This window comes from Kitasatospora sp. SUK 42 (assembly GCF_015776785.2).
GTDB lineage: Bacteria > Actinomycetota > Actinomycetes > Streptomycetales > Streptomycetaceae > Kitasatospora.
This window is the reverse complement of record NZ_LFMD02000007.1, coordinates 552,234-578,355: the sequence shown is the minus strand read 5'-3', so window position 1 is coordinate 578,355 and position 26,122 is coordinate 552,234. Positions and strand designations below refer to the sequence as shown.

Sequence of the window (26,122 nt, the reverse complement as noted above, 5' to 3'; positions counted from 1 at the left end):
TCGCCGGGAGTGCTCCGTCCGGGGGAAGTGTGAGGTGGCTCGCGGACGGTTGCCCTGGTCAAATCTTGAGTTAGTGAAGGACTCGGTCGTACGCTAGCCCCATGGGTTCGACCTCGACGACGACCGTACCGACCACCGCCGAGCTGATGGAGGCGTTGGCCGCCGTCGGCGCCGCGTACTTCCAGGACTTCGCGGCCGCCGCGGCCCGGCACGGGCTGTCCTCCTCCCAGGCCAAGGCACTGGGCGCGGTGCAGGAGCCGGTGCCGATGCGGGCGCTGGCCGGGCGGCTGGGCTGCGACGCGTCGAACGTGACCGGAATCGTGGACCGGCTGGAGTCGCTGGGCCTCGCCAACCGGGAGGCCGCGGCCGGTGACCGCCGGGTGAAGATCGTGGTGATCACGGATGAGGGCCGGGAGATCCTCAACCGCATCCGCGGCGAGATGGGCCGCACCCATCAGGCCTTCGAGGCGATGACCGAGGAGCAGCGGATCTCCCTGCACTCGATCTGCGCACAGGTCCTGCCGGTGCTGGCCGGCCGGCCGGGCGGCGCGCAGCAGTAGCGGCCGCACGGGCCGGTCCGTCCGTCCTCCGCCCGGGGTCAGAGCGCCTCGGCGATTTCCGGCGGCAGCGGCCGGTGGTGGAGCAGGGTGAGCGTGCGGGTGGCGCGGGTGAGCGCGACGTAGCGCTCCCGTGGGCTGAGGGCGGCGGGTTCGACCACCACGACGTGGTCGAACTCCAGACCCTTGGCCGCCGTGACGGTCAGCGCGCCCAGCCCCGGCGCCAGTGCGTCCGGGGCGATCACGCCCAGGGTGCCGACAGCGGTGGGCAGTTCGGCCAGTGCGGCGGCGAAGTCGTGGTCCGGTACGGGCACGGCCCCCGGCGGCTCGGCTCCTGGGCGGATGGACTCGGGCGGCTGCTGGCCGGGTGCGGCGGTGCGCAGCACGGCGGCGGCGAGGGCCATGATCGGTGCGGGCGTGCGGTAGTTGACGGTGAGCCGTTCCTCGCGCCAGCGGCCGGGCAGGTGCGGGTCGAGCATCTCGGCCCAGCTGCGGGCTCCGGCGGGCGATCCGGTCTGGGCGAGGTCGCCGACGATGGTGAGCGAGCTGGTCGGGACGCGGCGCAGTACGGCGCGCCAGGCCATCGCGGAGAGCTCCTGCGCCTCGTCCACCACCACGTGGCCGTACGCCCAGGTGCGGTCGGCCCCGGCGCGTTCGGCGGTGGAGCGGTACGGGCCGTCGTCCCGGAAGCGTTCGGCCAGCGCGGCGGCGTCCAGCAGGGCGTCACCGGTCTGGCCGGTGATGGTCAACACGCCCTGGGCGAAGGCGAGTTCGTCCGCATCGTGATCGCTCTGGGTATCGGCATCCGGGTCGACGGCTCCGAGGAGTTCGGCGGCCTCGTCGAGCAGCGGGACGTCCTCGACCGTCCAGGGGGAGCCGGGCGGGCGGAGCAGGTCGGTTGCGTGCTCGGGTGCGGCCTCGGTGAGCAACTCCCGGTCGGTGAGCAGCCGTTCGAGCAGCCGCTGCGGGGTGAGGGCCGGCCAGAGCGGGTCGAGCGCGGCGCGGACCTCCTCCCGGGCCCACAGCTCGCGCGGGGCGTAGTGCGCCTCCTCCTCGTCGTACGGACGGCCGAGGGTGAGAGCCTGGGCGATGGCGAGGGCGTCCAGCAGGGTGCGCAGGTAGAAGGCGCGGGCCCGGTTGTGCGGCACCCGCAGGCCGCGGGCGGCGTCGCGGGCCTCGGCGCAGGCGCGGGCGGAGACGCGCAGCCCCTCGCCCAGGTCCAGGCCGCCGGCCGGGGCCGACTGGTGGGCGGCGACGGCGCGCCGGAGGACGTCCGCCATCCAGGGGCCGCCCTTGGCGACGGCGGTGGCGGGCGCGTCGGTGCGGGTCGTGGTGATGCCGGGGAGGAGTTCGCCGACGGTCCGCAGCACCACCTCGGTCTCGCCGAGGGCGGGCAGCACCTCCTCGATGTACCGCAGGAAGCCGGCGTTGGGGCCGATGACCAGGATGCCGCGGCGTTCCAGCGCGGCGCGGTGGGTGAACAGCAGGTAGGCGGCCCGGTGCAGCGCGGCCAGTGTCTTGCCGGTGCCGGGGCCGCCCTGGACGACCAGGGCGCCGGGCAGTGGGGCGCGGATCACCCGGTCCTGTTCGGTCTGGATGGTGGCGACCGCGGTGGCCATCCGGCCAGTGCGGTCGCGGTCGAGCGCGGCGAGCAGGGCGGCCTCGCCGACCAGGGCGCGGCGGTCGGACTCGTCCAGTCCGGCGAGGTCGAGGGCCTCGTCGTCCAGCCCGGTGAGGGTGCGGCCCTCGGTGTGCAGGTGGCGGCGGCGCACCGCGGTGCCGGGGTGGGCGGGGGTGGCGGTGTAGAACGGGCGGGCGGCGGGAGCCCGCCAGTCGAGCAGCAGCGGTTCGTACGTGTCGTCGGTGAGGCCGGTGCGGCCGATGTAGTGGGCGGTGCCGTCGCGTTCGTCCAGGCGGCCGAAGCACAGGCCGCGTTCCACGGCGTCGAGTCGGGCGGCGTGCCGGGCGGCCTCGCGGGCGCGTACCTCGCGCTCCAGCCGGGCCTGGTGGGTGCCGCCGGCCGCGGCCCCGTCGTGGGCGCCGTCGGCGGTGCGGCGGGCCTGTTCGCGGAGGGTGTCCAGCCGGGCGTAGAGCAGGGTGAGGCGGGCCTGCTCGGTGCGCAGGGCGTCGGCGAGGGCATCGCCGGGGTCCGGTGCGGTGACTGGAAGTCCGTTCATTGATGTGGTATCCTTGCGGTGAGAAGGCTACGACGCGTCATCTGAAGGGCGCTCAATTGACCCAGCCTACCCCATCCGCCGACGTCCGGCGTGACCTCGGCTGTTACCCTTGCGAAGCGTGAGCGCGAAGCCCCAGATCCCCAATGTCCTGGCCTCCCGGTACGCCTCGGCGACCCTGGCCCAGCTGTGGTCCCCCGAGCACAAGGTGGTCCTTGAGCGCCACCTGTGGCTGGCCGTCCTGAAGGCCCAGCAGGACCTCGGCGTCGAGGTGCCGGCGAACGCCGTCGCCGACTACGAGCGGGTGATCGACCAGGTCGACCTCGGCTCGATCGCCGCCCGTGAGCGGATCACCCGCCACGACGTGAAGGCCCGGATCGAGGAGTTCAGCGAGCTCGCCGGCCACGAGCAGATCCACAAGGGCATGACCTCCCGGGATCTGACCGAGAACGTCGAGCAGCTGCAGATCCGCCAGTCCCTGGAGCACGTGCGGGACCGCACGGTGGCCGTGCTGGTGCGCCTGGCCAGGCTCGCCGCCCAGCACTCCGAGCTGGTCATGGCCGGCCGCTCGCACAACGTGGCCGCGCAGGCCACCACCCTCGGCAAGCGCTTCGCGTCGATCGCCGACGAGCTGCTGGTCGCCTTCCGCCGCCTGGAGGAGCTGATCGCCCGCTACCCGCTGCGCGGGATCAAGGGCCCGGTCGGCACCGCCCAGGACATGCTGGACCTGCTGGGTGGCGACACCGAGAAGCTGGCCGAGCTGGAGCGCCGGGTCGCCGGGCACCTCGGCTTCGACCACGTGCTGACCAGCGTCGGCCAGGTCTACCCGCGCTCGCTGGACTTCGAGGTGCTCACCGCCCTCGTCCAGCTGGCCGCCGCGCCGTCCAGCCTGGCCAAGACCATCCGCCTGATGGCCGGCCACGAGCTGGTGACGGAGGGCTTCAAGGAGGGCCAGGTCGGCTCCTCCGCGATGCCGCACAAGATGAACACCCGCTCCTGCGAGCGCGTCAACGGCCTCGCCGTGATCCTGCGCGGCTACGCCTCGATGACCGGCGAGCTGGCCGGCGACCAGTGGAACGAGGGCGACGTCTCCTGCTCCGTGGTGCGCAGGGTCGCGCTGCCGGACGCCTTCTTCGCCTTCGACGGCCTGCTGGAGACCTTCCTGACCGTCCTCGACGAGTTCGGCGCCTTCCCCGCCGTGATCGAGGCCGAGCTGGACCGCTACCTGCCGTTCCTGGCCACCACCAAGGTGCTGATGGGCGCGGTGCGCGCGGGTGTCGGCCGGGAGACCGGGCACGAGGTCATCAAGGAGCACGCCGTCGCCTCCGCGCTGGCGATGCGCGCCGGTGCCCGGGAGAACGAGCTGCTGGACCGGCTGGCCGCCGACGGGCGGATCCCGCTGGACCGGGCCGCGCTGGACGCCCTGCTGGCCGACAGGCTGTCCTTCACCGGTGCGGCCGGGGCGCAGGTCGCCGAGGTCGTCCGTCAGGTGGAGGCCGTCGCGGCGGCCTACCCGGAGGCGGCCAAGTACGCCCCGGGCGACATCCTCTGACGATCCGTCAGCTCTTGGGCGAGGGTCCTGCCGCCGTTCCGGTGGCGGGGCCCTCGTGCGTGTGCACGTGCCCCGGGTCGAGAGGCGGGGTGGTGCCGCAGCTCCACTCGCAGTCCGGCTCGGCGACCGGGTGGTCGTCGGGCGCGAGCACGTTGCCCCGTACGGTGGCGAAGGCGACCAGCCCACCGGCCACCAGCAGGCCCGCGCAGATCAGCATCGCGGTGTGGAAGGCGGAGTCCACCGCGGAGGGCACCCGGTAGGCGTCGCCGCTCAGCCCGGCCAGCGCCGGGAGCGCAGCCACCGCGAGCAGGCTGGCCGCGCGGGCGGCGGCGTTGTTGACCCCGCTGGCGATGCCCGCGTGCCGCACCTCGACGGCGGCCAGCACCGTCGCGGTCAGCGGTGCGACCAGCAGCGTCATTCCGCAGCCCATCACCGTGACGGCGGGCAGCACGTCCATCCAGTAGGAGGAGCCGGGGCCGGTGCGCAGCAACAGCAGCACCCCGACGGCGCACAGCATCGGGCCCACGGTGAGCGGGATGCGTGGGCCGATCCGCTTGCCGAGGCGCCCGGCGCGCGCGGACAGGGCCAGCATCAGCACGGTGATCGGCACCAGGGCGAGGCCCGAGACCAGGGGCGAGAAGCCGGAGACGATCTGCAGCTGCACCACCAGCAGGAAGAACACCCCGCTGAAGGCGGCGTAGACGCAGAGGGTGACGGCGTTCACCGCGCTGAACAGCCGGGAGGAGAACAGGCCGAGCGGCAGCATCGGCTCGGGCGCCCGGCGTTCCACGGCGACGAAGGCGGCGCCGAGCACCAGGCTGAGCACGCCGGTGACCCAGACGGCGGGGGACAGGCCCTCCCCGGCGGCGGTGAGCGCGTAGGTGATCGTGCCGAGGGCGAGCGCGGCGAGCAGGGCGCCGGGCACGTCGAAGCGACCGGAGGCGGACTCGTCCCGGCTCTCCGGGACGAACCGGGAGGCCACCGCGATCACGGCGGCGGCCAGCGGCAGGTTCAGCAGGAAGATCCAGCGCCAGCCGGGGCCGTCCACCAGCCAGCCGCCGAGGAAGGGGCCGATGGCCGTGGACACCCCGCCGAGGCCGGACCAGAGGCCGACCGCCGCCGAGCGGTCGTCAGGGTGGAAGACGGCCTGGAGGATGGCGAGCGAGCCCGGGGTGAGCAGCGCTCCGCCGATCCCCTGGACGGCGCGGGCGGCGACCAGCACGTGGATGGTCGGGGCGGCCGCGCAGGCCGCGGAGGCGATGGCGAACCAGACCACGCCGATCAGGAAGATCCGGCGCCGCCCGTAGCGGTCGCCGAGCGCGCCGCCGAGCAGGATCAGGCCCGCAAGGGTGAGCAGATAGGCGTTCAGCGTCCACTGGAGGGACGCGAGGGAGGCGCCGAGGTCCTCGCCGATTCGGGGCAGGGCGACGTTCACCACGGTGCTGTCGAGCATCGCCATGCTGGAACCGAGCACCGTTGCCAGGAGTACCCAGCGCCCCTGCGCGGTGCCCAGGCGCAGGGTGCCGGCCGCGGAGGTGGCCACGGCCCGATCCTGCGCCCCGGGGGCCCACGTGACAAGGGTCACCGCGCGGTGTGTCGGTGGTGGGCGGTGAGTGAACAGCCCGTCGCACAGGGGTGCGGACTTCGGCGCAGGGTCGTGGATCAGTGGCTCGGGGTGAATGGGTTGTGTACGTATGGTGTTGCCGCTCATCCGGAGGGTGACCGTGCCGACGGTGCTGTTCCCCGGATCGATAGATCGACATTGCTTCACCCGAATGGATGGGTTTTAGTTCAGCGACCGACCGGCCAGCCCGGACGGGTCCACCGGGTGGAACGCCGAGTCCTGCCGCTGCCCGGTGGTTCGAACTGAGCTCTGCGCGGCAGGAGCGGGGGACCCACAGGTAAGTCGCCGGACCGGAGTTCGCGCTTTCGAGCGTGAACGTCCAGGACCGGCTAGGGGTGAAGCCGCGCATGCGGCCGGGCAACTCCAGCCCGAACCCGACAGCTCACCTCGTAGGCGTGGGAGAGGAAAATTCCATGCCTGCACAGGCTCGTCGTATCGTCCTGCCCCGTGCCGCCCGCATCGGCATCGCCACCGCCGTCACCGGCGTCTCCTTCGCACTGCCGCTGGTGACCACCCTGAGCGCCCAGGCCTACACCGCTCCGGCGGCCCCGGCCGCTGCCGCCTCCGCTCCGGCCTCCTCGGACGCCAAGGCCCCCGAGGGCTACCGCGTCGTCAGCGGCGACACGCTGTCCCAGATCGCCGAGACCAAGCAGGTCGAGGGCGGCTGGCACGCGCTGTACGAGCAGAACCGCTCGGTGGTCGGCGCCGACCCGAACCTGATCTTCCCGGGCCAGCAGCTGGCCATCGCCGGTCACGCCGCCGCTCCGGCCGCGCCCGCCAAGCCCGCGGCTCCGGCGAAGCCCGCCCCGGCCAAGCCTGCGGCTCCGGCCACCCAGGACGCCTCCGCCGCCGCGGACGCCCAGCTGAACGTCCGGACCGAGAACGCCAAGCCGGGCGCCCAGCTGGAGGTCCAGGTCCAGAACGTCGCCCCGGCCCAGGCCGTCACCGCCGTTCCGGTCGCCGCCTCCGCCGCCTTCGTCGCCCCGGTGGCCAACCCGAAGCTGGGCACCGCCTACGGCGTGGCCGGCTCGATGTGGGCCTCCGGCCACCACACCGGCCAGGACTTCGTCGTCCCCACCGGCACCCCGCTGCGCGCGGTCGCCAGCGGCGTCGTGGTGAAGGCCGGCAACGGCGGCGCCTACGGCAACCAGGTCGAGATCAAGCTCGCCGACGGCCACTACGCCGAGTACGCGCACCTCTCCTCGATCGGTGTGAGGATCGGTCAGGCCGTCACCGCCGGCCAGCAGATCGGCCTCTCCGGCGCCACCGGCAACGTGACCGGCCCGCACCTGCACTTCGAGATCCGCAACGGCTCGGAGTACGGCTCGGACATCAACCCGGTCGCCTACCTGCGCGCGCACGGCGTCGCGCTCTGACCCACGTGGTCTTTCGGAACCACCGCTGGTGCGGGGCGAATCGACCGCCCGGGATGGTCATGTCGGGTGACCGCTCGACCGGGTGATCGCCGCACCGGTGGACATGGGCGAGGGACACGCCCACGGCCGGCCCGGCTTCGCGAGAACTCTCTCGGGAAGCCGGGCCGGCCGCTTTCCGTTCCCGGCTCCGCCGCGTTCGACTGGTCGAACGCGGCGTCAACTCCGCTGCCCGGATGGGAGATCGACGGTTCTCCGGGCAGGCGATCGGTGCGCGATGCTGTCGGGCAGTCGGCGCCCGGCCGGATCCGGTCGGGCGGGAGGACCGGGCAGACGAGGAGGCCGGATGGCCGTCCGGAGCGGGGACGCCGGGGAGGCGTCCGGGGCGCGGACCGCGCCGGGCGGGGTGGAGCGGCTGAAGGCCGGTTCGGTCGGCCTGGTGGGCGTGGTGTTCATGGCGATCGCCACCGCGGCCCCGATCACCGCGATGACCGGCAACCTGCCGATCATCGTCGGGCAGGGCAACGGGGTCGGCGCGCCCGCCGCGTACGCGCTGGCGACCGTGGTGCTCACGGTGTTCTCGGTCGGGTACGTGGCGATGGCCCGGCACATCACGGCGGCCGGGGCGTTCTACGGGTACATCTCGCACGGGCTGGGCCGGGTCGCCGGGATGGCCTCGGGGCTGCTCGCGGTGATGGCGTACATCGTCTTCGAGGCCTCGGTCATCGGCTTCTTCGCCTACTCGCTGCGCGGGCTGGTCCGCGCGCAGCTGGGGGTGGACCTCGGGTGGGGCTGGTACGCGCTGTTCGGGGTGGCGGTGATCGGGGTGATGGCCTGGTTCGACCTGCACCTGACGGCGAAGGTGCTCGGGGTGGCGCTGGTGCTGGAGATCGGGGTGCTGGGCGCGGTCTCGCTGGCCGTGCTGGCCTCCGGCGGCGGGCCGGACGGGATCGCGGGCGAGGCGGTGAATCCGCTGAACGCGCTGAAGGGCGTGGGGGGTTCCGGCGTCGAGGCGGCCGGTCTCGGGCTGTTCTTCGCGTTCTGGTCCTGGGTGGGCTTCGAGTCGACCGCGATGTACGGGGAGGAGTCGCGGGACCCGAAGCGGGTGGTGCCGCGGGCGACCCTGGTGTCGGTGGTCGGGATCGGGCTGTTCTACGTCTTCGTGTCCTGGATGATCGTGTCCGGCAACGGGGCCGAGCGCGCGATCGCGGTGGCGGGCGGGGCGGTGCCGGGCAAGGACGGGAACAGCCTGTTCTTCGACCCGCTGGGCGCGCACCTGGGGGCGTGGGCGGTGACGGTGTTCCGCTGGCTGGTCGTCACCGGGTCCTTCGCCTGCGCGATGGCCTTCCACCAGTGCGCCGCACGGTACCTGTACGCGATCGGGCGGGAGGGGTTCCTGCACCCGGCGCTCGGGCGCACCCACCCGCGGTACGGTTCGCCGCACGTCGCCTCGGTGGCGCAGTCGGTGATCGCGGCGGTGCTGGTGCTGTCCTTCCTGGCGGCGGGGATGGATCCGTACGTCCATCTGTACACGCTGCTGGCGCTGTTGGGGACGATGGCGATCCTGATCGTGCAGACGCTCTGCTCCTTCGCCGTGGTCGGGTACTTCCACGTGCAGGGCCGGCACCCGGAGACCGCGCACTGGTGCCGCACGCTGCTCGCGCCGCTGGTGGGCGGGGTGGCGATGGGCGGGGTGGTGGCGCTGCTGGTGGTCAACCGGGACACGGCGGCCGGGGCCGCGGCGGGGACGGTGCTGTTCCGGCTGATCCCGTACCTGGTGATCGGGGTGTTCCTGGGCGGGGTGGCGATGGCCCTGGTCATGCGGTGGTGCCGGCCGGAGGCGTACGAGCGGATGGGGCGGATCGTGCTGGAGGACGCCGCCGAGCGCTGATCAGCTCCGGTGAGTCGGCAGCCCGTACCGGGCGGCGGTGAGCAGGTCGTGCATCCGGTGGCCGAAGTCGTCGGCGTCGGCGGCGGGTTCGGGGAAGACCAGGCGGACGTCGCGGTGGCCGTGCGGGTGGTCCAGCCGCAGCACCAGGCCGTGGCGGTCCAGGGCGAGCGGGCGGACGTGGGGGTGCCCGGCGAGCAGGGCCGGGTCGAGCAGGCGGGTGAGGGCGTGGAGCGCGTCGGCGTGGTCGTCGGCGAGGTGGGTGAGCAGCGCGGCCTCCTGGCGGGCCAGCGGGTCGGGGGCGGCCAGGGCGAGGTCGGCGGCGGTGAGGGCGCCGGTGCCGTACGGGGTGGCGAGGACGGCGTGGGCGACGTCCACGCGCAGGTGGACGCTGAGGCCGTCGTCGGCGAGGTGGACCAGGTGCAGCCGGCCGGCCACGGTGAGGCGGGCGCGGACGCGGTCGCGGACGGCGACGGGGGAGACGTCGGTGACGTCGAGGACGACGGCGAGTCCCTCGCCGGCACCGGCGGCGACCGTGGTGAGCGGGGCGTCCAGCGGGGCGCGCAGCCGCAGCCGGGAGCCGTGCACGGAGACCGGGGTGTCCAGGTCGTGGTGCTCGCCGAGGGCGCGGACGGTGAGCGAGGAGGTCGCGTCGAGCAGGCTGCACACCCGTTCCGCGGTGGTGGGCTCGGGCGCCTCGGCGTCGCCGGTGGGCTCGGTCATGAACGGACCTCCTGTTAGTTAGGTGAGCCTAACCTAATATCCGTTCACGGGTGTGGCAAGCGGACGCGGCGGCATGCCGAGGGCCCGGACGCGCGGGACGTCCGGGCCCTTCGGTGCCTCGCGGGGGTGTCAGGCGACGACGGCCTGGGCGTCGATCTCCACCAGCATGGGCTCCTGGGGGAGTTCGACGAAGATGGTGGTGCGGCAGGGCTTCACGCCGCCGGGCTTGATGTTCTCCTCGATGAACTCGGCGTAGACCTCGTTCATCAGCGGGAAGTCGGCGCGCTTGGTGAGGTAGACGCGGAACATCACCACGTCCTCGACGGTGGCGCCGCCCGCCTCGATGATCGCCTTGACGTTCTCCAGGGTGCGGCGGGTCTGGGCCTTCACGTCGCCGTGGTGGAGGTACTCGCCGGTCGCCGGGTCCTGCGGGCCCTGGCCGGAGACCTGCAGGATCGGGCCCTTGCGGACGCCCTGGGAGAACATCCACGCGGGGGCGGGGGCGCCGTCGGTGCGGATCTCGGTCTTGTCGGACATCGGTGTTCCTTACGGGTTGACGGTTCGTCAGATGTGGTCGGGGCGGCCGCAGTCGGCCGAGACGGCGCGGGTGGTGGCGAGCAGCTGCGGGAGGAGGTCCAGCACCTGTTCGTAGGGGAGGACGACGTCGGGCACCGAGATGGAGGCGGCGGCGACGACCCGGCCGCTGGCGTCCCGGATCGGCGCGGCGACGCAGTTGATGAAGGCCTCGTGCTCGGCGTGGTCCTGCGCCCAGCCCTGGACGGCGACCTTCTCCAGCTCGGCCAGCAACGCCTCGGGGGAGGTGAGGGTGCGCTCGGTGTGCGGGGTGAAGTCGATCCCGGCCACCACCCGGCGGCGCTCGGGCAGCGGCAGGTCGGCCAGCAGCACCTTGGAGACGGCGGCGCTGTGCAGGGCGGCGCGCAGGCCGATCCGCGAGTACATCCGGACCGGGTGGCGGGAGTCGAACTTGTCGATGTACACCACCTCGCCGCCCTCGTACGCGGCCAGGTGCACGGTCTGGCCGGTGGCGGAGTTCAGCTCGGCGAGGTGCGGGGCGGCGATCCGGCGGACGCCGCGCTGCTCCAGGGCGAGGCCGGAGAGGGCGAACAGGCCCGCGCCGAGGTGGTAGCGGTAGGCCGCGTCGCGGTAGACGAACCGTTCCTCCTCAAGGCTCTGGAGCAGTCGGAGCACGGTGGTCTTGTGGACGCCGAGCACCTCGGCCAGTTGGTCGAGGGAACGCTCGCCCTCACCGAGCTCGGTGAGGATGCGCAGGGCGCGGGTGACGGTCTGGCTCATCGTGCTCCGCTTCGAGGGCTGGGGTTCCTGCTCATTGTGCCCGGGACCGATCGGCCCCTGCCCGGGCCTGGTCGGTCGGCAGTGCGTGGTCGGTCGGCAGGGCCGGGGAGACGATGCCCTCGGCGCTGACCCGGGTGGCGGCCCAGTCGGCGGCGGAGGCGTCGAGCAGGGCGGCCAGCACGGGCCTGGGCGGCAGCTCGGCCTGGTCGCCGTGGGCCGTCAGTGCGCAGGCGGCGCTCAGGTGGCCGAGTCTCAGCCGGCGGCGCTGGTCCAGGCCGTGGAGGGTGCCGGCCAGGTAGCCGGCCGCGAAGGCGTCGCCCGCGCCGGTCGCCTCCACCACCTCGACGGCGAGCGCCGGTTCGGCGACCTCCGTGCCGTCCCGCTCCAGGGCGGTGACCACCCGGGCGGCGTCCTTGACCACCACGGTGGCGGGGCCGGGGAAGCGGCGGCGCAGCGCGGCGGGCTCCCCGGTGCCGAAGGCGTCCTGCGCCTCGTCGGAGCCGAGCAGCAGCACGTCGGCGGCGTCCAGCAGCGGCGGCAGCACGGCCGGGTCGCGGTCCCGCCAGAGCGCGGGGCGCCAGTTGAGGTCGAAGCTGACCTGCCGGCCCGGGCGGCGGTCGGCGAGCAGGGCGCGCAGCAGGGCCAGGCAGTCGTCGGAGAGCGCGGCGGTGATGCCGGACAGGTGCAGCAGGCGGGCGCCGGCCAGCAGCCGGGCGGCGGCCGGGTCGGTGAGCAGGGCCGGGGAGAGGGCGGCGGCCGCGGAGCCCCGGCGGTGGTAGTGCAGCCGGCTGCGGCCGGGGCCGAGGTCGTACCGGTGGCCGGAGGCGCCGCCGACCTCCTTGAGGTAGAGGCCGGTCGGGCGGTGCGGGTCGACGGCGACGGCGGAGACGTCCACGCCGCGGGCGGCGACCTCGGCGAGCAGGCGGCGGCCGAAGCCGTCGTCGCCGACCCGGCTGATCCAGGCGGTCGGCACGCCGAGTGCGGCCAGCGCCCCGGCCACGTTGGACTCCGCTCCGCCGACGGACAGCCGGAAGCTCTCCACCGCCTCCAGCGGACCCGGGCGGTCCGGGAGCAGGACGGCCATCGACTCGCCCACGCACACGGCCGTCGGGGGAGGGCCGGGTGGGGTCGAGACCGGGGTGTCCTGTCGCGGCATCTGCTGGGCTCCTCGTCTGCGGCCGTTCCGCGGTGGGCGGTCGGCCGGTCCTGACCGTCAGTCGGTTCCGTTGACCTTGATCCGGCGCCGATGCTAGAACCGTGTTGCCAGCATGTGCAACCCTCGTTGCACATGTTGCAACATGGCGGATGGAGGAAGACGGTGGAGCAGACCTTCCCGAGCGGTGGTGCCCTCCCGGGCGGCAGCGCCTTCGACAGTGGCGGAGCCTTCGCGAACAGCGCCTCCGGGCCGGGCATCGCCGAGGGCGCGGTGGCCGCCCTGGCCGAGGAGACGCTCGACTGGCGGTTCAAGGCCGCGCCGCCGGAGAGTTGGGGGCGCACCGTCCGCGACTGGCTCGCCACCGGACCCACCCTCTCCTCGCTCGGCACCCCGCTGCTCACCCTCGACGCCGCCGCGCTCGACCACAACGTCCGCACCATGGCGAGCTGGTGCGCCGAGGCGGGCGTCGCGCTCGCCCCGCACGGCAAGACCACCATGGCGCCCGCCCTCTGGCAGGCCCAGCTCGCCGCCGGCAGCCATGGCATCACCCTGGCCAACCTGCCGCAGGTGCGGGTCGCCCGCGCCTTCGGGGTGCAGCGGATCCTGCTCGCCAACACCCTGCTCGACCCGGCCGGGCTGGCCTGGCTCGCCGCCGAGCTCGCCGCCGACCCGGGCTTCGCCTTCCTCTGCTGGACCGACTCCACCGAGGGCGTCCGGCTGATGGACGAGGCGCTGCGCGCCGCCGGGGCCGAGCGGCCGATCGAAGTGCTCGTCGAACTCGGCGGACCGGGCGGACGCACCGGCGTGCGCGGCGTGGACGCGGCCGTCGAGGTCGCCGCCGCCGTGCTGCGTGCGCCCACCCTGCGGCTGGCCGGCGTCGGAGGGTACGAGGGCGCGCTCGCGCACGACGCCAGCGCCGAGGGGCTGGCCGCCGTGCGCGGCTACCTCCGCGAGCTCGGCGAGCTCCACGGGCGGCTGGCCGGCGCCTACCCGGGTGACGCCCGGCCGGTGGTCTCGGCCGGAGGCAGCGCCTACTTCGACCTGGTGGCCGAGGAGTTGGCCGCACTGCCGGAGGCGCTGGTGGTGCTGCGCTCGGGCGCCTACATCGCCCACGACGACGGCTTCTACCGGGGCATCTCGCCGCTCGCCCGGGGCGGCGGGCCGACGCCGCTGCGGGCCGCGCTGCACGGCTGGGCCCGGGTGGCCTCCCGGCCCGAGCCGCAACTGGCGCTGCTGGACGCGGGCAAGCGCGACCTGCCCTTCGACGAAGGCCTGCCCGAACCGCAACTGGTACGCGGCGGAGCCGAGTTGACCGGCACGACGGCCCGGATCAGCGCGCTCAACGACCAGCACGCCTTCCTGCGCGACGCGGGCGACCTCGCGCCGATCGGCGCGGTGCTGCGGCTCGGCGTCTCCCACCCCTGCACGGCCTTCGACAAGTGGACGGCGATCCCGGTGCTCGACTCCGCGGACGCGGCCGAGCCGAAGGTCACCGGGCTGATCAGGACGTTCTTCTGATGACGGACTCGGAGAGAGCCGCGGAGAGAGCCGCGGAGCGAACCGCCGGGAGAACCGTCTTCAAGGGCGCGACGGTCGTCGACGGCACCGGCGCCGAACGCTACCGGGCGGACGTCCTGATCGCGGACGGCCTGATCGCCGAAATCGGCCACGGACTGGACGCCCCCACCACGGTGGACGCCGACGGGCTGGTCCTCGCCCCCGGCTTCATCGACATGCACGCCCACTCCGACCTCGCCCTGCTGCTCGAACCCGAGCACCCGGCCAAGGTCACCCAGGGCGTCACCTGCGAGGTCCTCGGCCAGGACGGTCTGTCCTACGCCCCGGTCGACGACACCACGCTGCCCGCCCTGCGCCGCCAACTGGCGGGCTGGAACGGCGATCCGGAGGACTTCGACTGGGACTGGCGCGACGTCGCCGGCTACCTGGACCGGATCGACCGCACCGGTGTCGCCGTCAACGCCTGCTACCTCGTCCCGCACGGCTCGCTGCGGATGCTCGCGATGGGCTGGGCCAACCGGCCGCCCACCCCGGCCGAACTCGACCGGATGCGGCAGGTGTTGGCGCAGAGCCTGCTCGACGGCGCGGTCGGCATGTCCAGCGGCCTCAGCTACACCCCCGGGATGTACGCGGACACCGCCGAGCTGGTCGAGCTGTGCACCGTGGTCGCGGCCTACGGGGGCTTCCACGCGCCGCACCAGCGCTCGTACGGAGCGGGAGCGCTGGAGGGGTACGCGGAGATGGTGGAGATCTCCCGGCGGTCCGGCTGCGCCCTGCACCTGACCCACGCCACGATGAACTTCGGCGTCAACCGGGGCCGGGCCGGCGCACTGCTGGAACTGGTCGACCGCGCGCTCGCCGAGGGCGTCGACCTCACCCTGGACAGCTACCCCTACCTGCCCGGATCCACCACCCTGGCGGCCCTGCTGCCGAGTTGGGCCACCGAGGGCGGCCCGGGCGCGACCCTGGCCCGGCTCGCCGACCCGGCGGAGTGCGAGCGGATCCGCTACGAGGTGGAGGAGAAGGGCAGTGACGGCTGCCACGGGGTGGTGACCGACTGGGCGACGATCCAGATCTCCGGGGTGCGGTCCGACGGCCTGGTGGGGGTGGTCGGCCGGACGGTCGCCGAACTCGCCGGCGAGCAGGGGCGCGGCGGGACGGAGGTCTTCCTCGACCTGCTGCGCCGTGACGAGCTGGCCACCACGATCCTCCAGCACGTCGGGCACGAGGAGAACGTCCGGGCGATCATGCGCCACCGCGCGCACACCGTCGGCAGCGACGGTCTGCTGGTCGGCGCCCGTCCGCACCCGCGTGCCTGGGGTACCTTCCCGCGCTACCTCGGCCACTACAGCCGGGAGTTGGGGGTGCTGACGCTGGAGGAGACGGTCGCCCGGATGACCGGCCGGCCCGCCGCCCGGCTGGGGCTGCACCGGCGCGGGAGGATCGCCGCCGGGTACCACGCGGACCTGGTGCTCCTCGACCCGCAGAGGGTCCGGGACGCCGCCACCTTCGAGCAACCCCGGCTGCCCGCCGAGGGGATCGAGCACGTGTACGTCAACGGCACCGCCGTCGTCCGGCAGGGTCGCACCACCGGCGCCCGGCCCGGGCGCGCCCTGCGCCGCACCGATCGAGGAACTCTGGCCCGATGACTGATCCTTCCTTCCTGAACGACGAGCCCTTCCCGAGCGAGGGGGCCCTCCCGAGTGGCGGGTCCTCCCCGAGTGGCGGGTCCTTCCTGAGCGGCGGCTCCTTCCTGGGCGGGGAGTCCTTCCTGAGCGACGAGCCGGTGATCGCGGTCGTCCGTGCGCCCCGGATCCCGGACGCCGCCGCGCTGTGCGCCGCGCTCGCCGAGGGCGGCATCAACCTCACCGAATTCACCTACACCACACCAGATGTGACGAGCCATCTGGAGCGGGCGTCGAAGGCGGGGTGGCGGGTCGGGGTCGGCACGGTGCTGACCGCCGAGCAGGCCGAGCGCGGGATGGCCGCCGGGGCCTCCTTCCTGGTCACCCCCGGCTGCCGGCCCGAGGTCGCGGAGGCGGGCCGCTCGGCCGGGGTGCCGGTGGTGCTCGGGGCGCTCACCCCGACCGAGGTGGCCCGGGCGGTGGACCTCGGGGCCGCCGCCGTCAAGATCTTCCCGGCCCGGGCGTTCGGCCCCGGGTACTTCAAGGACCTGCGCGGCCCGTACCCGGAGGTGCGGCTGGTGGCCTCGGGCGGGGTGAACGCGGGCAACGCGGCGGAGTTCCTGGCGCAGGGCGCGCTCGCGGTCTGCGCGGGGACGGACGTGGTGCCGCCGGAGGTGGTCGCGGCGGGGGACTGGGCGGAGATCACCCGGCGGGCCCGGGTGTTCACGGAGGCCTGTGCGGCGGCCCCGGCCCGCTGAGCGCGGGCCCTCGGTCATCCGGGGTGGTGCGGTGCGGGGGCGCGGGGTGGGAGGGCTGTCGGGACGGCCCTGATTGGACGAGAATCGTTGGCGCCCCGGCGCAGCCCCCGGCCCGCTCCGGCCTGCTCCGCCCCGGCCTGCTCCGCCCCCGGCCCCCTCGGCCCCCGGACCCGGTAGGAGGACCCACCCCATGACCTCGACCCGCCCCGGCCCCGACTGGCTGGCCGATGCCGTCCTGTACCAGATCTACCCGCAGTCCTTCGCCGACTCCGACGGCGACGGGATCGGCGACTTCGGCGGCATCGTCGACCACCTCGACCACCTCGCCTGGCTCGGGGTGGACACCGTCTGGCTCAACCCCTGTTTCGCCTCGCCGTTCCGCGACGCCGGCTACGACGTCACCGACTACCTCACCCCGGCCCCGCGCTACGGGCGCACCGAGGACCTGGTCGCGCTGGTCGAGGCGGCCCGGGGCAAGGGCATCCGGATCCTGCTGGACCTCGTCGCCGGGCACACCTCCGACCGCCACCCCTGGTTCCTGGCCGCGACCGAGGACCCGTCCGATCACCGCTACATCTGGTCCGACCGGAAGGTGGACGGCTTCGTCGCCTCGCCCGGAAACCGCCCCGGCTGGTACCGGCCGAACTTCTTCGACTGTCAGCCCGCGCTCAACTTCGGCTACGCGCGCGGAAGTTCCGAGGAGCCCTGGCGCCAGCCGGTGGACGCCGAGGGCCCCCGCGCCAACCGGGCGGCGCTGCGCGGGATCATGGCGCACTGGCTCGGCCTCGGGGTGGCCGGGTTCCGGGTGGACATGGCGTACTCGCTGGTCAAGGACGACCCGGGCCGGGCCGAAACCGCCAGGCTCTGGACCGAACTGCGCGACTGGCTGGACCGCACCCACCCCGAGGCCGCCCTGCTTGCCGAATGGGGCGAGCCGGCCGCCGCCGTCGGAGCGGGCTTCCACGCGGACTTCTTCCTGCACTTCGGCGGCGCCGACCGCGGCCTGCCGCTGCGCTCCCTGTGGAACAACAACTCCGGCACGGTGGAGGACTTCTGGCAGCAGGAGGCGTGTTACTTCGAGGCCGAGGGGCGCGGCACCCCGCAGCCGTTCCTGGACGCCTGGCGCTCCGCCGCCGAACTCACCGGGGGCCGCGGGCACATCGTGCTGCCCACCGCCAACCACGACTTCTCCCGGCTCTCCACCGGTCCGCGCACCGGGGGTCAACTCGCCCCCGCCTTCGCCTTCCTGCTCACCTGGCCGACCCTGCCCGCCGTCTACTACGGCGACGAGATCGGCATGCGGTACGTGCCGGGACTGCCGGACGTCGAGGGCAGCGTGCTCGGCCCGCGCTACAACCGGGCGGGCTCGCGGACCCCGATGCAGTGGGCGCCCGGCCCGTCCGCCGGGTTCTCCAGCGCCTCGCCCGAGCGGTTCTACCTGCCGCTGGACCCGGACCCGCGCCGCCCGGACGTGCTCTCCCAGCGCGCCGACCCGACCTCGCTGCTGCACACCGTCCGGCGGCTGATCGCGCTGCGCCGGGCGCACCCGGGGCTGGGCGCGGCCGACGGGGTGGAGGTCCGGCACGCCGGGTACCCGCTGGTGTACACCCGGGCCGGGCGGTACCTGGTGGCGGTCAACCCGGGTCGGGAGCCGGGGGCGGTGCGGCTGGCGGAGGGCGCGGGCGGTGTGCGTCCGCTGGAGGCGCAGGGCGTGCGGGTGCTGGACGGCGAGCTGCGGGCGGACGGTTTCTCGTACGGGGTGTTCGAGCTGATCTGAGTCGGGCCGAGCCGACCCCGGGGCCGTGCCCGCCCCGGGGTCGGCTTTCGATCGGTGTCGGATAGTTGTAAGCTACATCGATAGATGGTTGCATTTACCACCTGAATTGGTTGTATATGCCATCCGTCGCCATGAGTCGAGCCACGACCGGAGAACGGTACGAACACCATGAGCACAGCCCGGACACCTGCCGCAGCGCCCACCGTGGGGCACTCGCTCAAGCACCTCGCCATCCACCTGATCACCCCGCTGCTGATGTGCCTGGGCATGGCGCTCGCCTACCTGGGCGCCTTCCACCAGCCCGAGCCGCACCACCTCAAGGTCGCCGTCGTCGGGGCCGGGCCGCAGGCGGAGGGGCTGGCGCAGGCGATCCAGGGCAAGGCCGGTGACGCGCTCGACGTCCGTACGCTCCCCGACCGCTCCGCCGCCGAACAGCAGCTGCGCGACCGCGACCTGGTCGGCGCGTTCGTCCCGGACGCGAAGCGCCCCGAGCTGATCGTGGCCAAGGGCAACTCGGAGACCTCGGTGGTGGCCGCGACGGCGGTGTTCACCAACGTCACCGACAAGCAGGGCGTCCCGCTGCACGTCACCGACCTGACCACCCCGGCCGAGGGGGACCCGACCGGGCAGGGCCTGTTCTTCCTGCTGGTCGCGCTGAGCATCGGCTCCTACGCCAGCGTCGCGGTGATCGGCGCCGCCGGTGCCGCGCTGAGCATGCGGATCCGGGCGCTGGTGGGCGTGGCGGTCTCGCTGGTGGTGAGCGTGATCGGGATCGTCACCGCCGGTCCGGTGTTCCACGTCGTCGACCACGACCACGCCGCGATCTGGGCGCTCGGCTGGCTCTACTCGGCGGGCATCGTGCTGATCGGCATCGGCCTGCACAGCTTCCTGAAGAAGTGGACCACGCTGGCGCTGATGGTGCTGTTCGTGATGCTGAACTTCACCTCCTCCGGCGGGATCTACCGGCCCGAGCTGCAGAACGGATTCTTCGGATCCCTGCACGGCTTCTGGACCGGTGCCGGCTTCCTCGAAGGCGCCCGCAGCATCATGTACTTCGACGGCGGCGCGGGCCTCGGCGGGCACGTGGTGACCCTGCTGGTCTGGCTGCTGCTGGGCGGCGCCGCCCTGGTGGCCGCGGCGATGTACGAGGGCGGCGGACGCCGCCCGGTGGAGACCGCCGAGGAGGACCAGGAGGCCGAGGAGGAGATGGAGGAGGCGGTCGCGGTCTGAGGACCGCGCCGCCCGAAGAGACTCCACCCGGCGCCAGGGCATCGGCGCCGGGTGGACATCGGCGGCCCGCGCCCGGCCCTGGACAAGCCGGACGCGGGCCCGTGCCCGTTCGGGCCGCGCCCCCGACGTCCGGTCAGCGATAGGCCGCCTGCCCGGTGAGCGCCTGCCCCACCACCAGCGTGTGGATCTCGCTCGTCCCCTCGTAGGTCAGCACCGACTCCAGGTTGTTGGCGTGCCGGATCGGGGAGTACTCCAGCGAGATGCCGTTGGCGCCGAGGATCGTCCGGCACTCCCGGGCGATCGCCAGCGCCTCGCGGACGTTGTTGAGCTTCCCGACGCTCACCTGCTCCGGCCGCAGCCGCCCCCGGTCCTTGAGCCGCCCGAGGTGCACGGCGAGCAGCGCCGCGTTGCCGAGGGCGAGCGCCATGTCGGCGAGCTTGCGCTGGGTCAGCTGGAAGCCGCTGATCGGCCGGTCGAACTGGACCCGCGAGTCCGCGTACCGCAGCGCCGCCTGCAGCGAGTCCCGGGCGGCGCCGACCGCGCCGAACAGGATGCCGAACCGCGCCTCGTTCAGGCAGGACAGCGGGCCGCGGAGGCCCTTGGCCCCCGGCAGCTGCGCCTCGGCGGGCAGCCGGACGTCGTCCAGGTGCAGTTCGGAGGTGACGGAGGCGCGCAGCGAGAGCTTCCGCTCGATGTCCCGGGTGGTGAAGCCGGGCGTGCCGCGCGGGACGAGGAAGCCGCGCACGCCGTCCTCGGTGCTCGCCCAGACGGTCGCGACGTCCGCGATGCCGCCGTTGGTGATCCACATCTTGCCGCCGTTGAGGATCCAGTCCGAGCCGTCGCGCACCGCCCGGGTCCGCATCCCGGCGGGGTTGCTGCCGAAGTCCGGTTCGGTGAGCCCGAAGCAGCCGATCGCCGTCCCGGCGGCGAGCCGCGGCAGCCACTCCCGCTTCTGCTCCTCCGAGCCCCACTGGTGGATCGAGTACATCGAGAGCGAGCCCTGGACGGAGACGAAGCTGCGGAAGCCGGAGTCGGCGGCTTCGAGTTCGAGGCAGGCCAGGCCGTAGGAGACGGCGTTGGTGCCGGCGCAGCCGTAGCCGTCCAGGTGCATGCCGAGCAGGCCCAACGCGCCCAGTTCGGGGGCGAGTTCGCGGGCGAAGTGGGCCTGGTCGAACCACTCGGGCAGGTGCGGGCGGACCCGGTCGGCGAGGAACCGGGCGACGGTGGCCTGGATCTCGCGCTCCTCGTCGGTGAGGAGCGTGGCGAAGTCGATCAGGTCGAGCGGGTCGGCGAGGGGGGAGCTCATATCGGGTCCTCGGGGGAGTCGGGGGTCGAGGGGGTGCCGGGGGAGTCCAGCCAGGCGGTGAGTTCGGTGGTGTGCTCGCCGAGCCGGGGCGGGGGCAGGTGGTAGCGGGGCGGGGTGCGGGAGAGGCCGATCGGGTTGGCGACCAGGTCCAGCGGGGTGCCGTCCGGCCCGGGCAGGGTGGCCCGGGGGTTCAGGCCGAGGGAGTCGGCGAGGTCGAAGGCGCCGGCCAGGTCGTTGACCGGGCCGCAGGGCACGCCGAGCGGGGTGAGCACGGTGAACCACTCGGCGGCGGTGCGCAGTCGGAGCCGCTCGGTGAGGGCGGCGGCGAGCGCCTCGACGTGCGCGACGCGGTCGCCGTTGGTGGCGAAGCGCGGGTCGGCGGCGAGCTCCGGCGCGTCCAGGCCCCGGCAGAGGGCGGCGAACTGCCGGTCGTTGCCGACCGCGACCACCAGCGGGCGGTCTGCGGCGGGGAACACCTCGTACGGGGCGATGGACGGGTGGCGGTTGCCGAGGATGCCGGGCACGGCTCCGGCCAGGGTGTAGCCGGCGGACTGGTTGACCAGCCCGGAGAGCAGCGTGGAGAGCAGGTTGACCTCCACCAGCTGGCCGCGGCCGGTGGTGTCGCGCTCGCGCAGTGCCGCCAGGACGCCGACCGCCGCGTGCAGCCCGGTGAGCACGTCCACCAGTGCGACGCCCGTCTTCACGGGCTGACCCGGGGCCGGTCCGGTGACCGACATCAGGCCGCCGACCGCCTGCACCAGCAGGTCGTAGCCGGGCAGTCCGGCGCCCTTGCCGGAGCCGAAGCCGGTGATCGAGCAGTAGACCAGGCGGGGGTTGAGGGCCTGTGCGGCGGCGGGGCCGAGGCGGTGGCGGTCCATCGTGCCGGGGCGGAAGTTCTCCACCAGCACGTCGGCCCGGCGCACCAGTTCGACCGCCCGGGCGTGGTCGGCCGGGTCGCGCAGGTCGAGGGCGAGGGAGCGCTTGTTGCGGTTGACGGAGAGGAAGTAGGTGGCCTCGCCCTGGGCGTGCGGCGGGCCCCAGGCGCGGGTGTCGTCGCCGGTGCCGGGCTGTTCGACCTTGACCACGTCGGCGCCGAGGTCGGCCAGCAGCATGGTCAGGTAGGGCGCGGCCAGGACCCGGCCGAAGTCGGCGACCAGGACGCCCTCCAGGGGGAGCCCCGTCATGCGAGCCCCCCGTCGCCTGCCGTCGCCCGGTCCGCGGTCGCGTCCCCCGAGGGGGCGTCGCCGTGCAGGTGCGGACGGGCCAGCAGCAGGTAGAGGCCGCCGGCGGCGAGCACCACCACGGCGGAGAGCAGCACGAGGTAGTTGTCGTACCAGGCGGCGTCCGGGGTGCGGCCCCAGCAGATGTTGACGATCGCCGCGACGCCGTAGACCAGCGCGCCGATGTTCACCGCCAGGCCCCAGCGGCCGAGCCGGAAGTCCCCGCTCGGGCGCCAGCCGCGCAGCCGGGCCCGCAGGGCGGCCAGCACCACCATCTGGAAGGCCAGGTAGATGCCGATGCTGGAGAAGGAGATGATCTTCGTGAGCGCCCCCTCGGACAGCGCCGAGGCGCCCACGATGATCACACCGGGCAGCGCCGCCGCGAGCAGCAGGGCGTACGGCGGGACGCGCAGCCGGTCCGAGACGGTGGCCAGCAGCCGGCTGCCGACGATCATCCGGTCCCGGGCGAAGGAGTACGTCAGCCGGCTCGCCGCGGCCTGGAGGCTCAGCACGCAGGACAGGAAGGAGATCAGCACCACGCCGATCACCACCCGGGCGCCGGCCGGGCCGAAGGCGTCGTGCAGCACCGCGGCCACCGGGTCCTTGTCGTCGCCGGAGACCACCGCGCCGATGTCCTTGATCGACATCACCAGGGCCAGGCTGACCCCGATCGCCGCCGCGCCACCGACGTAGATGGTGCGCCGCATCGACTTGGGGATCTGTCGGCCGGGGTTCGGCACCTCCTCGGCGACGTCGCCGCAGGCCTCGAAGCCGAAGAAGAGGAAGACGGCGATCAGCCCGGCGGCCAGGAAGGCGTCGGTGTACGAGCCGCCGTCACCCGCGCCGAAGCGGTCGAAGACCACGCCGAGGCCGTGGTAGCGGTGGGTCAACAGCAGCCAGCCGCCGACCGCGAGGGCGCCCAGCAGCTCGGCGGCGAAGCCGAACACGGCCGCCGCCGACAGCACCTTGGTGCCGCCCAGGTTGATCACGGTGGCGAGCAGCAGCAGGCCGAGCGCGCACCACACGGTGGTCGCCGTGCTCGGTTCGACGCCCAGCAGTGCGGCCACGTAGGGGCCGGCGCCGTACGAGACCGCCGCGATGGTGGACATCAGTGCCAACAGGTAGACCCAGCCGGTGAGCCAGCCCCAGGTGCGGCCCCAGAGCCGGCGGGCCCACGGATACACCCCGCCGGCCACCGGGAACTGGGCGACCACCTCGCTGAACACCAGGGCCACCAGCAGCTGGCCGGTGCCCGCGATCAGGAAGCTCCAGACCAGCGGCGGGCCGGCGGTGGCCAGTGAGGACGCGAAGAGTGTGTACACGCCCACAACCGGGGAGAGATAGGTGAAGCCCAGCGAGAAGTTCGCCCACAGGCTCATGTCGCGCTTGAACTCGGAAGTGTAGCCGAGGGCGGCGAGGCGGGCGGCGTCGCTGTCGGTATGGGCGTGGGTGTTCGAGCCGGAGGAGGGGGGAGAGGCGTCGGGGGAGGTGGCGCGTGCACTGGCATCGGTCATGACCTGCTCCTGGGAACGTGTCGTGATGCGGCGGGGGCGGTGCGGGGCAGTGCTGGCGGTGCTGGTGGTGTCGGTGGTTGCGGGGGTACTGGGGGTCGCCGGGTGTACCGGGGCGTCGATGCTCGGGCCGAGGTTGCGGGAAAACATACGAGATTGGGTTTCTAGCGGCAAGGGTGCGCGCCCGATCGGGAGGTACCCTTCGGGAAACGCCCGGAGAACGAGGAGGGGCCCGGAGTGGCGACCATAGGCAGTGCCACCCCGCTGCTCAGCGCCGTCCTCGCACCGCTCACCGACCTCGGGCGCGCCGACGCGGTGGCCCGCCGGATCACCGAGGCGATCGCCCTGGGCCTGGTCGCCGACGGGGACCAACTGCCCAGCGAGAACGATCTCTCCGACCAACTCGGCGTCGCCAACGGCACCGTCCGCGAGGCGCTCGCCCTGCTCCGCGAGGCCGGTTTGATCGAGACCCGGCGCGGCCGCAACGGCGGCAGCTTCGTCCGCACCCCCGCCGGGGGCTCCGAGCACCTCCAGCTCGCCCGGCTGCGCGACCTCGCCACCGTGGACCTGCGCGACCTCGGCGACGAGGAGCTGGCCGTCTCCGGCACCGCCGCCCGGCTCGCCGCCGAGCGCGCCCCCGTCGACCTCGCCCCCCGGCTCACCCGGCTGGTGCACGAGCTGCGCGACGCCGCCGGCCCCGCCGAACGGCGCCGCGCCGACGCCCGCTTCCACATCGAACTCGCCGTCGCCGCCCAGTCGGTGCGCCTCACCCAGCTCGCCGTCCGGCTGCAGGCCGAACTCGGCCCGCTGCTCTGGCTGCCCGCGCCGTACGGGCCCGACCAGGAGCGCTTCGCCGAGCAGCACCGGGAGATCCTGGTCGCGGTCCTGGCCGGCGACGCCGCCGGGGCGAGAGCGGCGGCGGAGGCGCACACCGTCAGCTGCGTGCACCATCTGGTGCGCGGGCACCTGCAGTTGGCGGACGACGGCTGAGGCGGCGGCCGCGAGCCGTCCGTTCCCGTCCCGTCCGCCTCGTCCGTTCCTGCCCCGTCCCGTTCCTGTCCCGTCTCATCCCGTCCCGGACCGCACCCGCGGCCTCGCCCGCCGCCGGAACCCTCACCCGCTGCCGGAGCCGTCATGACCAGTGCGTTCACCCTGCCCGCCACCGCCGTGGACTGTGCCCGGCGGGTCGCCGCCGCCGTCGAATCGGTGCTCGCCGAACTGGACGGCCTGCGGGCGGCCGCCGTCGACCGCTGGAGCCGGGCGGCCGCCGAGGGCCGGCGTCCGGCCGCCGCCGAACTCGGCGCCCTGCACGGGCCGGTGAGCGAGCTGCTGGGCCGGCCCGGCTCGCGCTTCTTCGGCGGCGGAGCGGTCGCCGCGCCCGGCGCGCTGGCCGATGCCGAGCTGCACGTGGAGTGGTGGTACCGCGCCGCACGCGGGGAGGGGGAGCGGCGGCTGCGGCTCGCGCTCGACCCGGCGGACGCCGACTTCTACGACTACCGCGCCCTGTCCTGGTTCGCCGGGCCCCGGGACGAGGGGCGGGCGGTGGTGGCCGGGCCGCAGGTCGACCTGCTCTGCGCCGACCGGTACGTGCTGTGCTGCGCCCGGCCGGTGACCGTCCCCGGCGCGGGCTTCGTCGGGGTGGTGGCGGGGGACGTGCCGCTGGCCGCGCTGGAGCGGCTGCTGGTGCCGCCGTTGCGGGCGCTGCCCGGCGAGGCGGCGGTGCTCACCGGAGAGGGGCGGGTGCTGGCGGCCTCCACCCCGGCCTTCCCGGTGGGCTCGCTGGCGCGGGCGCTGCGGGCCGAACCGGCGGCGGATCGGGCCCGGGTGCCGTCGGGGGCGGTGGACTGGGAGGTGGTGGTGGGGGCTCCGGAAGCGGCGCTCCGGATATGACCTTCATCAGTGAAGGTATTAGTTCTCCCGCCTGCCGGTGGCCTTCCCGGGCCTCGGCGGCCGGCTGAAGCAGCAGTCCCCGCACAGCCCCGCACCCGGACCGATCCGGTAGTAGAGGCAGCAGCTCGTCCGCCGGAAGGCCGTGCCGTGCGGCCCGGTGCGCAGCGTGCCGGAGCCCGCGAGTGGTGGCCGGTCCAGCAGCTCGGCGACCAACTCCCGGGCCGGGCCCGGTGCATGCGCTTCCAGCACCCGCAGCGTCCCGGCCAGCGCGGAGGCGGCGTTGCCGAGCAGCAGGCGCGCCGAGAGCGGGACGGCGGCCCGGACCGCCGCCGCCAGTGGCTCCAACTGGCCCATCAGGACGGTCTCCTGGAGCTGGTCGGCCAGCCCGGCGGGCCGCGCCGCCACCGGCTCCGGCGGCGTCCACAGATCGATCGGGCCCTGGTCGGGGATCCGCACCCAGGCGCGCTCCAGCGTCGGGACCGCCCCCAGCAGGACGGCGGAGCCGAGGCCCACCGACCAGAAGCGGGCGGCCAGTCCGAGGTGCAGGATCGAGGCCGCGACCCGGGGTTCGGCGGTGCCCAGCCGCTGCGCCACCACCCGGATCCGCCCGGCGAGCGGCGCGTCCGGCCCGGTGCCGTACAGCTCCGGCAGCGGCCGGAAGCCCGGCGGCGGGGTGCCGTCCGCGGAGCTGTCCAGCGCGAAGTACGGTCCGACGGCGGCGAGTCGGCCGTAGTCCACCGGGAGCTGTTCGGGCACGGGGTTCAACGGCCCTCCCCGGTGCGGCCGTTGGACCCCGCGCCACGTTCGGTCGGCCCGGCGGCGGACGGGCGGTGGTGCTGGGGCGGCAAGGCGGGCCTCCGGAGTCGGGGTCGGGCACCGTTCGGGTGCGTGAACGGCCGTATGCCGATCACGCACCTGAACGGTAC

21 protein-coding genes and 1 riboswitch are annotated in these 26,122 nt (G+C 74.1%); of the genes, 11 read left to right on the top strand and 10 right to left on the bottom strand.

The genetic code is table 11. The annotated features are described in order from the left end of the window. Positions 1 to 101: 101 nt before the first annotated feature. Entirely contained in the window at positions 102 to 560 is a 459-nt protein-coding gene (locus RZ50_RS24260; protein ID WP_196947061.1) for a MarR family winged helix-turn-helix transcriptional regulator, read from the top strand. 38 nt (positions 561 to 598) lie between these two features. Here the strand turns inward: RZ50_RS24260 and RZ50_RS24255 are convergent, their stop codons facing one another. Continuing rightward, a complete protein-coding gene (locus RZ50_RS24255; protein ID WP_196947060.1) occupies positions 599 to 2,734 on the bottom strand; it encodes an AAA family ATPase in 2,136 nt (711 codons plus the stop codon). Between the two features lie 118 nt (positions 2,735 to 2,852). Here RZ50_RS24255 and purB point away from each other — a divergent pair, with 118 nt between their 5' ends. Then, positions 2,853 to 4,283 carry an adenylosuccinate lyase gene (purB, locus tag RZ50_RS24250; RefSeq protein ID WP_196947059.1) on the top strand — a complete coding sequence of 477 codons (1,431 nt, stop codon included), beginning with the start codon at positions 2,853 to 2,855 and terminating at the stop codon, positions 4,281 to 4,283. A 7-nt stretch (positions 4,284 to 4,290) separates the two neighbouring features. Here the strand turns inward: purB and RZ50_RS24245 are convergent, their stop codons facing one another. After that, positions 4,291 to 5,826: an MFS transporter gene (locus tag RZ50_RS24245; RefSeq protein ID WP_308272175.1), complete on the bottom strand. Its 1,536-nt coding sequence runs from the start codon at positions 5,824 to 5,826 to the stop codon at positions 4,291 to 4,293. A gap of 316 nt (positions 5,827 to 6,142) precedes the next feature. Beyond that, positions 6,143 to 6,318, top strand: a riboswitch (cyclic di-AMP (ydaO/yuaA leader). 2 nt (positions 6,319 to 6,320) lie between these two features. Here RZ50_RS24245 and RZ50_RS24240 point away from each other — a divergent pair. Both RZ50_RS24240 and RZ50_RS24235 read left to right on the top strand, forming a co-directional pair. Next, the gene (locus RZ50_RS24240) at positions 6,321 to 7,283 is read left to right on the top strand and encodes a LysM peptidoglycan-binding domain-containing M23 family metallopeptidase (RefSeq protein WP_196947057.1); all 963 of its coding nucleotides are present in this window, start codon (positions 6,321 to 6,323) and stop codon (positions 7,281 to 7,283) included. A gap of 343 nt (positions 7,284 to 7,626) precedes the next feature. Beyond that, positions 7,627 to 9,171, top strand: coding sequence for an APC family permease (locus RZ50_RS24235; protein ID WP_196947056.1), 1,545 nt, complete (start codon positions 7,627 to 7,629; stop codon positions 9,169 to 9,171). Here RZ50_RS24235 and RZ50_RS24230 read toward each other — a convergent pair whose 3' ends face one another. From RZ50_RS24230 to RZ50_RS24215, 4 genes are all read right to left on the bottom strand, one after another. Beyond that, positions 9,172 to 9,891, bottom strand: a complete 720-nt coding sequence (locus RZ50_RS24230) for a DUF2470 domain-containing protein (RefSeq protein WP_196947055.1) — start codon at positions 9,889 to 9,891, stop codon at positions 9,172 to 9,174. A gap of 129 nt (positions 9,892 to 10,020) precedes the next feature. Further along, complete coding sequence (locus RZ50_RS24225) at positions 10,021 to 10,428, bottom strand: RidA family protein (RefSeq protein ID WP_196947054.1); 408 nt, start codon at positions 10,426 to 10,428, stop codon at positions 10,021 to 10,023. Positions 10,429 to 10,455: 27 nt separating this feature from the next. Beyond that, positions 10,456 to 11,205 carry an IclR family transcriptional regulator gene (locus RZ50_RS24220; RefSeq protein ID WP_196947053.1) on the bottom strand — a complete coding sequence of 250 codons (750 nt, stop codon included), beginning with the start codon at positions 11,203 to 11,205 and terminating at the stop codon, positions 10,456 to 10,458. A gap of 31 nt (positions 11,206 to 11,236) precedes the next feature. Continuing rightward, positions 11,237 to 12,361 (bottom strand): sugar kinase, encoded by a 1,125-nt coding sequence (locus RZ50_RS24215; protein WP_196947052.1) that lies wholly within the window; start codon positions 12,359 to 12,361, stop codon positions 11,237 to 11,239. 162 nt (positions 12,362 to 12,523) lie between these two features. Here RZ50_RS24215 and RZ50_RS24210 point away from each other — a divergent pair, with 162 nt between their 5' ends. The 5 genes from RZ50_RS24210 to RZ50_RS24190 all read left to right on the top strand — a co-directional run bounded on the left by RZ50_RS24210 (position 12,524) and on the right by RZ50_RS24190 (position 19,269). Continuing rightward, a complete protein-coding gene (locus RZ50_RS24210; protein WP_308272171.1) occupies positions 12,524 to 13,879 on the top strand; it encodes an alanine racemase in 1,356 nt (451 codons plus the stop codon). Further along, positions 13,879 to 15,528 carry an amidohydrolase family protein gene (locus RZ50_RS24205; RefSeq protein WP_196947050.1) on the top strand — a complete coding sequence of 550 codons (1,650 nt, stop codon included), beginning with the start codon at positions 13,879 to 13,881 and terminating at the stop codon, positions 15,526 to 15,528. Before RZ50_RS24210 ends, RZ50_RS24205 begins: the two co-directional genes overlap by 1 nt. Then, entirely contained in the window at positions 15,525 to 16,262 is a 738-nt protein-coding gene (locus tag RZ50_RS24200; protein WP_196947049.1) for a bifunctional 4-hydroxy-2-oxoglutarate aldolase/2-dehydro-3-deoxy-phosphogluconate aldolase, read from the top strand. Before RZ50_RS24205 ends, RZ50_RS24200 begins: the two co-directional genes overlap by 4 nt. A gap of 190 nt (positions 16,263 to 16,452) precedes the next feature. After that, a complete protein-coding gene (locus RZ50_RS24195; protein ID WP_196947048.1) occupies positions 16,453 to 18,039 on the top strand; it encodes an alpha-amylase family glycosyl hydrolase in 1,587 nt (528 codons plus the stop codon). 168 nt (positions 18,040 to 18,207) lie between these two features. Next, positions 18,208 to 19,269, top strand: coding sequence for a hypothetical protein (locus tag RZ50_RS24190; RefSeq protein WP_196947047.1), 1,062 nt, complete (start codon positions 18,208 to 18,210; stop codon positions 19,267 to 19,269). 133 nt (positions 19,270 to 19,402) lie between these two features. On the opposite strand, the gene RZ50_RS24185 is transcribed toward RZ50_RS24190, so the two are convergent. The 3 genes from RZ50_RS24185 to RZ50_RS24175 are packed head-to-tail and all read right to left on the bottom strand — an operon-like array spanning position 19,403 to position 23,309. Then, positions 19,403 to 20,575 (bottom strand): acyl-CoA dehydrogenase family protein, encoded by a 1,173-nt coding sequence (locus RZ50_RS24185; protein ID WP_196947046.1) that lies wholly within the window; start codon positions 20,573 to 20,575, stop codon positions 19,403 to 19,405. After that, positions 20,572 to 21,759 carry a CaiB/BaiF CoA-transferase family protein gene (locus tag RZ50_RS24180; RefSeq protein ID WP_217680828.1) on the bottom strand — a complete coding sequence of 396 codons (1,188 nt, stop codon included), beginning with the start codon at positions 21,757 to 21,759 and terminating at the stop codon, positions 20,572 to 20,574. The genes RZ50_RS24185 and RZ50_RS24180 overlap by 4 nt, the downstream gene beginning before the upstream one ends. Beyond that, entirely contained in the window at positions 21,756 to 23,309 is a 1,554-nt protein-coding gene (locus tag RZ50_RS24175; RefSeq protein WP_254803037.1) for an APC family permease, read from the bottom strand. The genes RZ50_RS24180 and RZ50_RS24175 overlap by 4 nt, the downstream gene beginning before the upstream one ends. A gap of 234 nt (positions 23,310 to 23,543) precedes the next feature. Here RZ50_RS24175 and RZ50_RS24170 point away from each other — a divergent pair, with 234 nt between their 5' ends. Next, positions 23,544 to 24,296: an FCD domain-containing protein gene (locus RZ50_RS24170; protein WP_308272169.1), complete on the top strand. Its 753-nt coding sequence runs from the start codon at positions 23,544 to 23,546 to the stop codon at positions 24,294 to 24,296. A gap of 144 nt (positions 24,297 to 24,440) precedes the next feature. Beyond that, positions 24,441 to 25,196 carry a hypothetical protein gene (locus tag RZ50_RS24165; RefSeq protein WP_217680827.1) on the top strand — a complete coding sequence of 252 codons (756 nt, stop codon included), beginning with the start codon at positions 24,441 to 24,443 and terminating at the stop codon, positions 25,194 to 25,196. Positions 25,197 to 25,214: 18 nt separating this feature from the next. On the opposite strand, the gene RZ50_RS24160 is transcribed toward RZ50_RS24165, so the two are convergent. After that, on the bottom strand, positions 25,215 to 25,952 hold the full coding sequence (locus RZ50_RS24160) for a (2Fe-2S)-binding protein (protein ID WP_308272405.1): 738 nt from the start codon (positions 25,950 to 25,952) through the stop codon (positions 25,215 to 25,217). Positions 25,953 to 26,122 lie beyond the last annotated feature (170 nt).

What these genes read in the sequence shown, in the direction of transcription:
- RZ50_RS24260 (WP_196947061.1), top strand. Translation starts at nt 102, where the DNA reads ATGGGTTCGACCTCGACGACGACCGTACCGACCACCGCCGAGCTGATG.
- RZ50_RS24255 (WP_196947060.1), bottom strand. Translation starts at nt 2,734, where the DNA reads ATGAACGGACTTCCAGTCACCGCACCGGACCCCGGCGATGCCCTCGCC.
- RZ50_RS24240 (WP_196947057.1), top strand. Translation starts at nt 6,321, where the DNA reads ATGCCTGCACAGGCTCGTCGTATCGTCCTGCCCCGTGCCGCCCGCATC.
- RZ50_RS24235 (WP_196947056.1), top strand. Translation starts at nt 7,627, where the DNA reads ATGGCCGTCCGGAGCGGGGACGCCGGGGAGGCGTCCGGGGCGCGGACC.
- RZ50_RS24230 (WP_196947055.1), bottom strand. Translation starts at nt 9,891, where the DNA reads ATGACCGAGCCCACCGGCGACGCCGAGGCGCCCGAGCCCACCACCGCG.
- RZ50_RS24225 (WP_196947054.1), bottom strand. Translation starts at nt 10,428, where the DNA reads ATGTCCGACAAGACCGAGATCCGCACCGACGGCGCCCCCGCCCCCGCG.
- RZ50_RS24220 (WP_196947053.1), bottom strand. Translation starts at nt 11,205, where the DNA reads ATGAGCCAGACCGTCACCCGCGCCCTGCGCATCCTCACCGAGCTCGGT.
- RZ50_RS24215 (WP_196947052.1), bottom strand. Translation starts at nt 12,361, where the DNA reads ATGCCGCGACAGGACACCCCGGTCTCGACCCCACCCGGCCCTCCCCCG.
- RZ50_RS24205 (WP_196947050.1), top strand. Translation starts at nt 13,879, where the DNA reads ATGACGGACTCGGAGAGAGCCGCGGAGAGAGCCGCGGAGCGAACCGCC.
- RZ50_RS24200 (WP_196947049.1), top strand. Translation starts at nt 15,525, where the DNA reads ATGACTGATCCTTCCTTCCTGAACGACGAGCCCTTCCCGAGCGAGGGG.
- RZ50_RS24195 (WP_196947048.1), top strand. Translation starts at nt 16,453, where the DNA reads ATGACCTCGACCCGCCCCGGCCCCGACTGGCTGGCCGATGCCGTCCTG.
- RZ50_RS24190 (WP_196947047.1), top strand. Translation starts at nt 18,208, where the DNA reads ATGAGCACAGCCCGGACACCTGCCGCAGCGCCCACCGTGGGGCACTCG.
- RZ50_RS24185 (WP_196947046.1), bottom strand. Translation starts at nt 20,575, where the DNA reads ATGAGCTCCCCCCTCGCCGACCCGCTCGACCTGATCGACTTCGCCACG.
- RZ50_RS24180 (WP_217680828.1), bottom strand. Translation starts at nt 21,759, where the DNA reads ATGACGGGGCTCCCCCTGGAGGGCGTCCTGGTCGCCGACTTCGGCCGG.
- RZ50_RS24175 (WP_254803037.1), bottom strand. Translation starts at nt 23,309, where the DNA reads ATGACCGATGCCAGTGCACGCGCCACCTCCCCCGACGCCTCTCCCCCC.
- RZ50_RS24165 (WP_217680827.1), top strand. Translation starts at nt 24,441, where the DNA reads ATGACCAGTGCGTTCACCCTGCCCGCCACCGCCGTGGACTGTGCCCGG.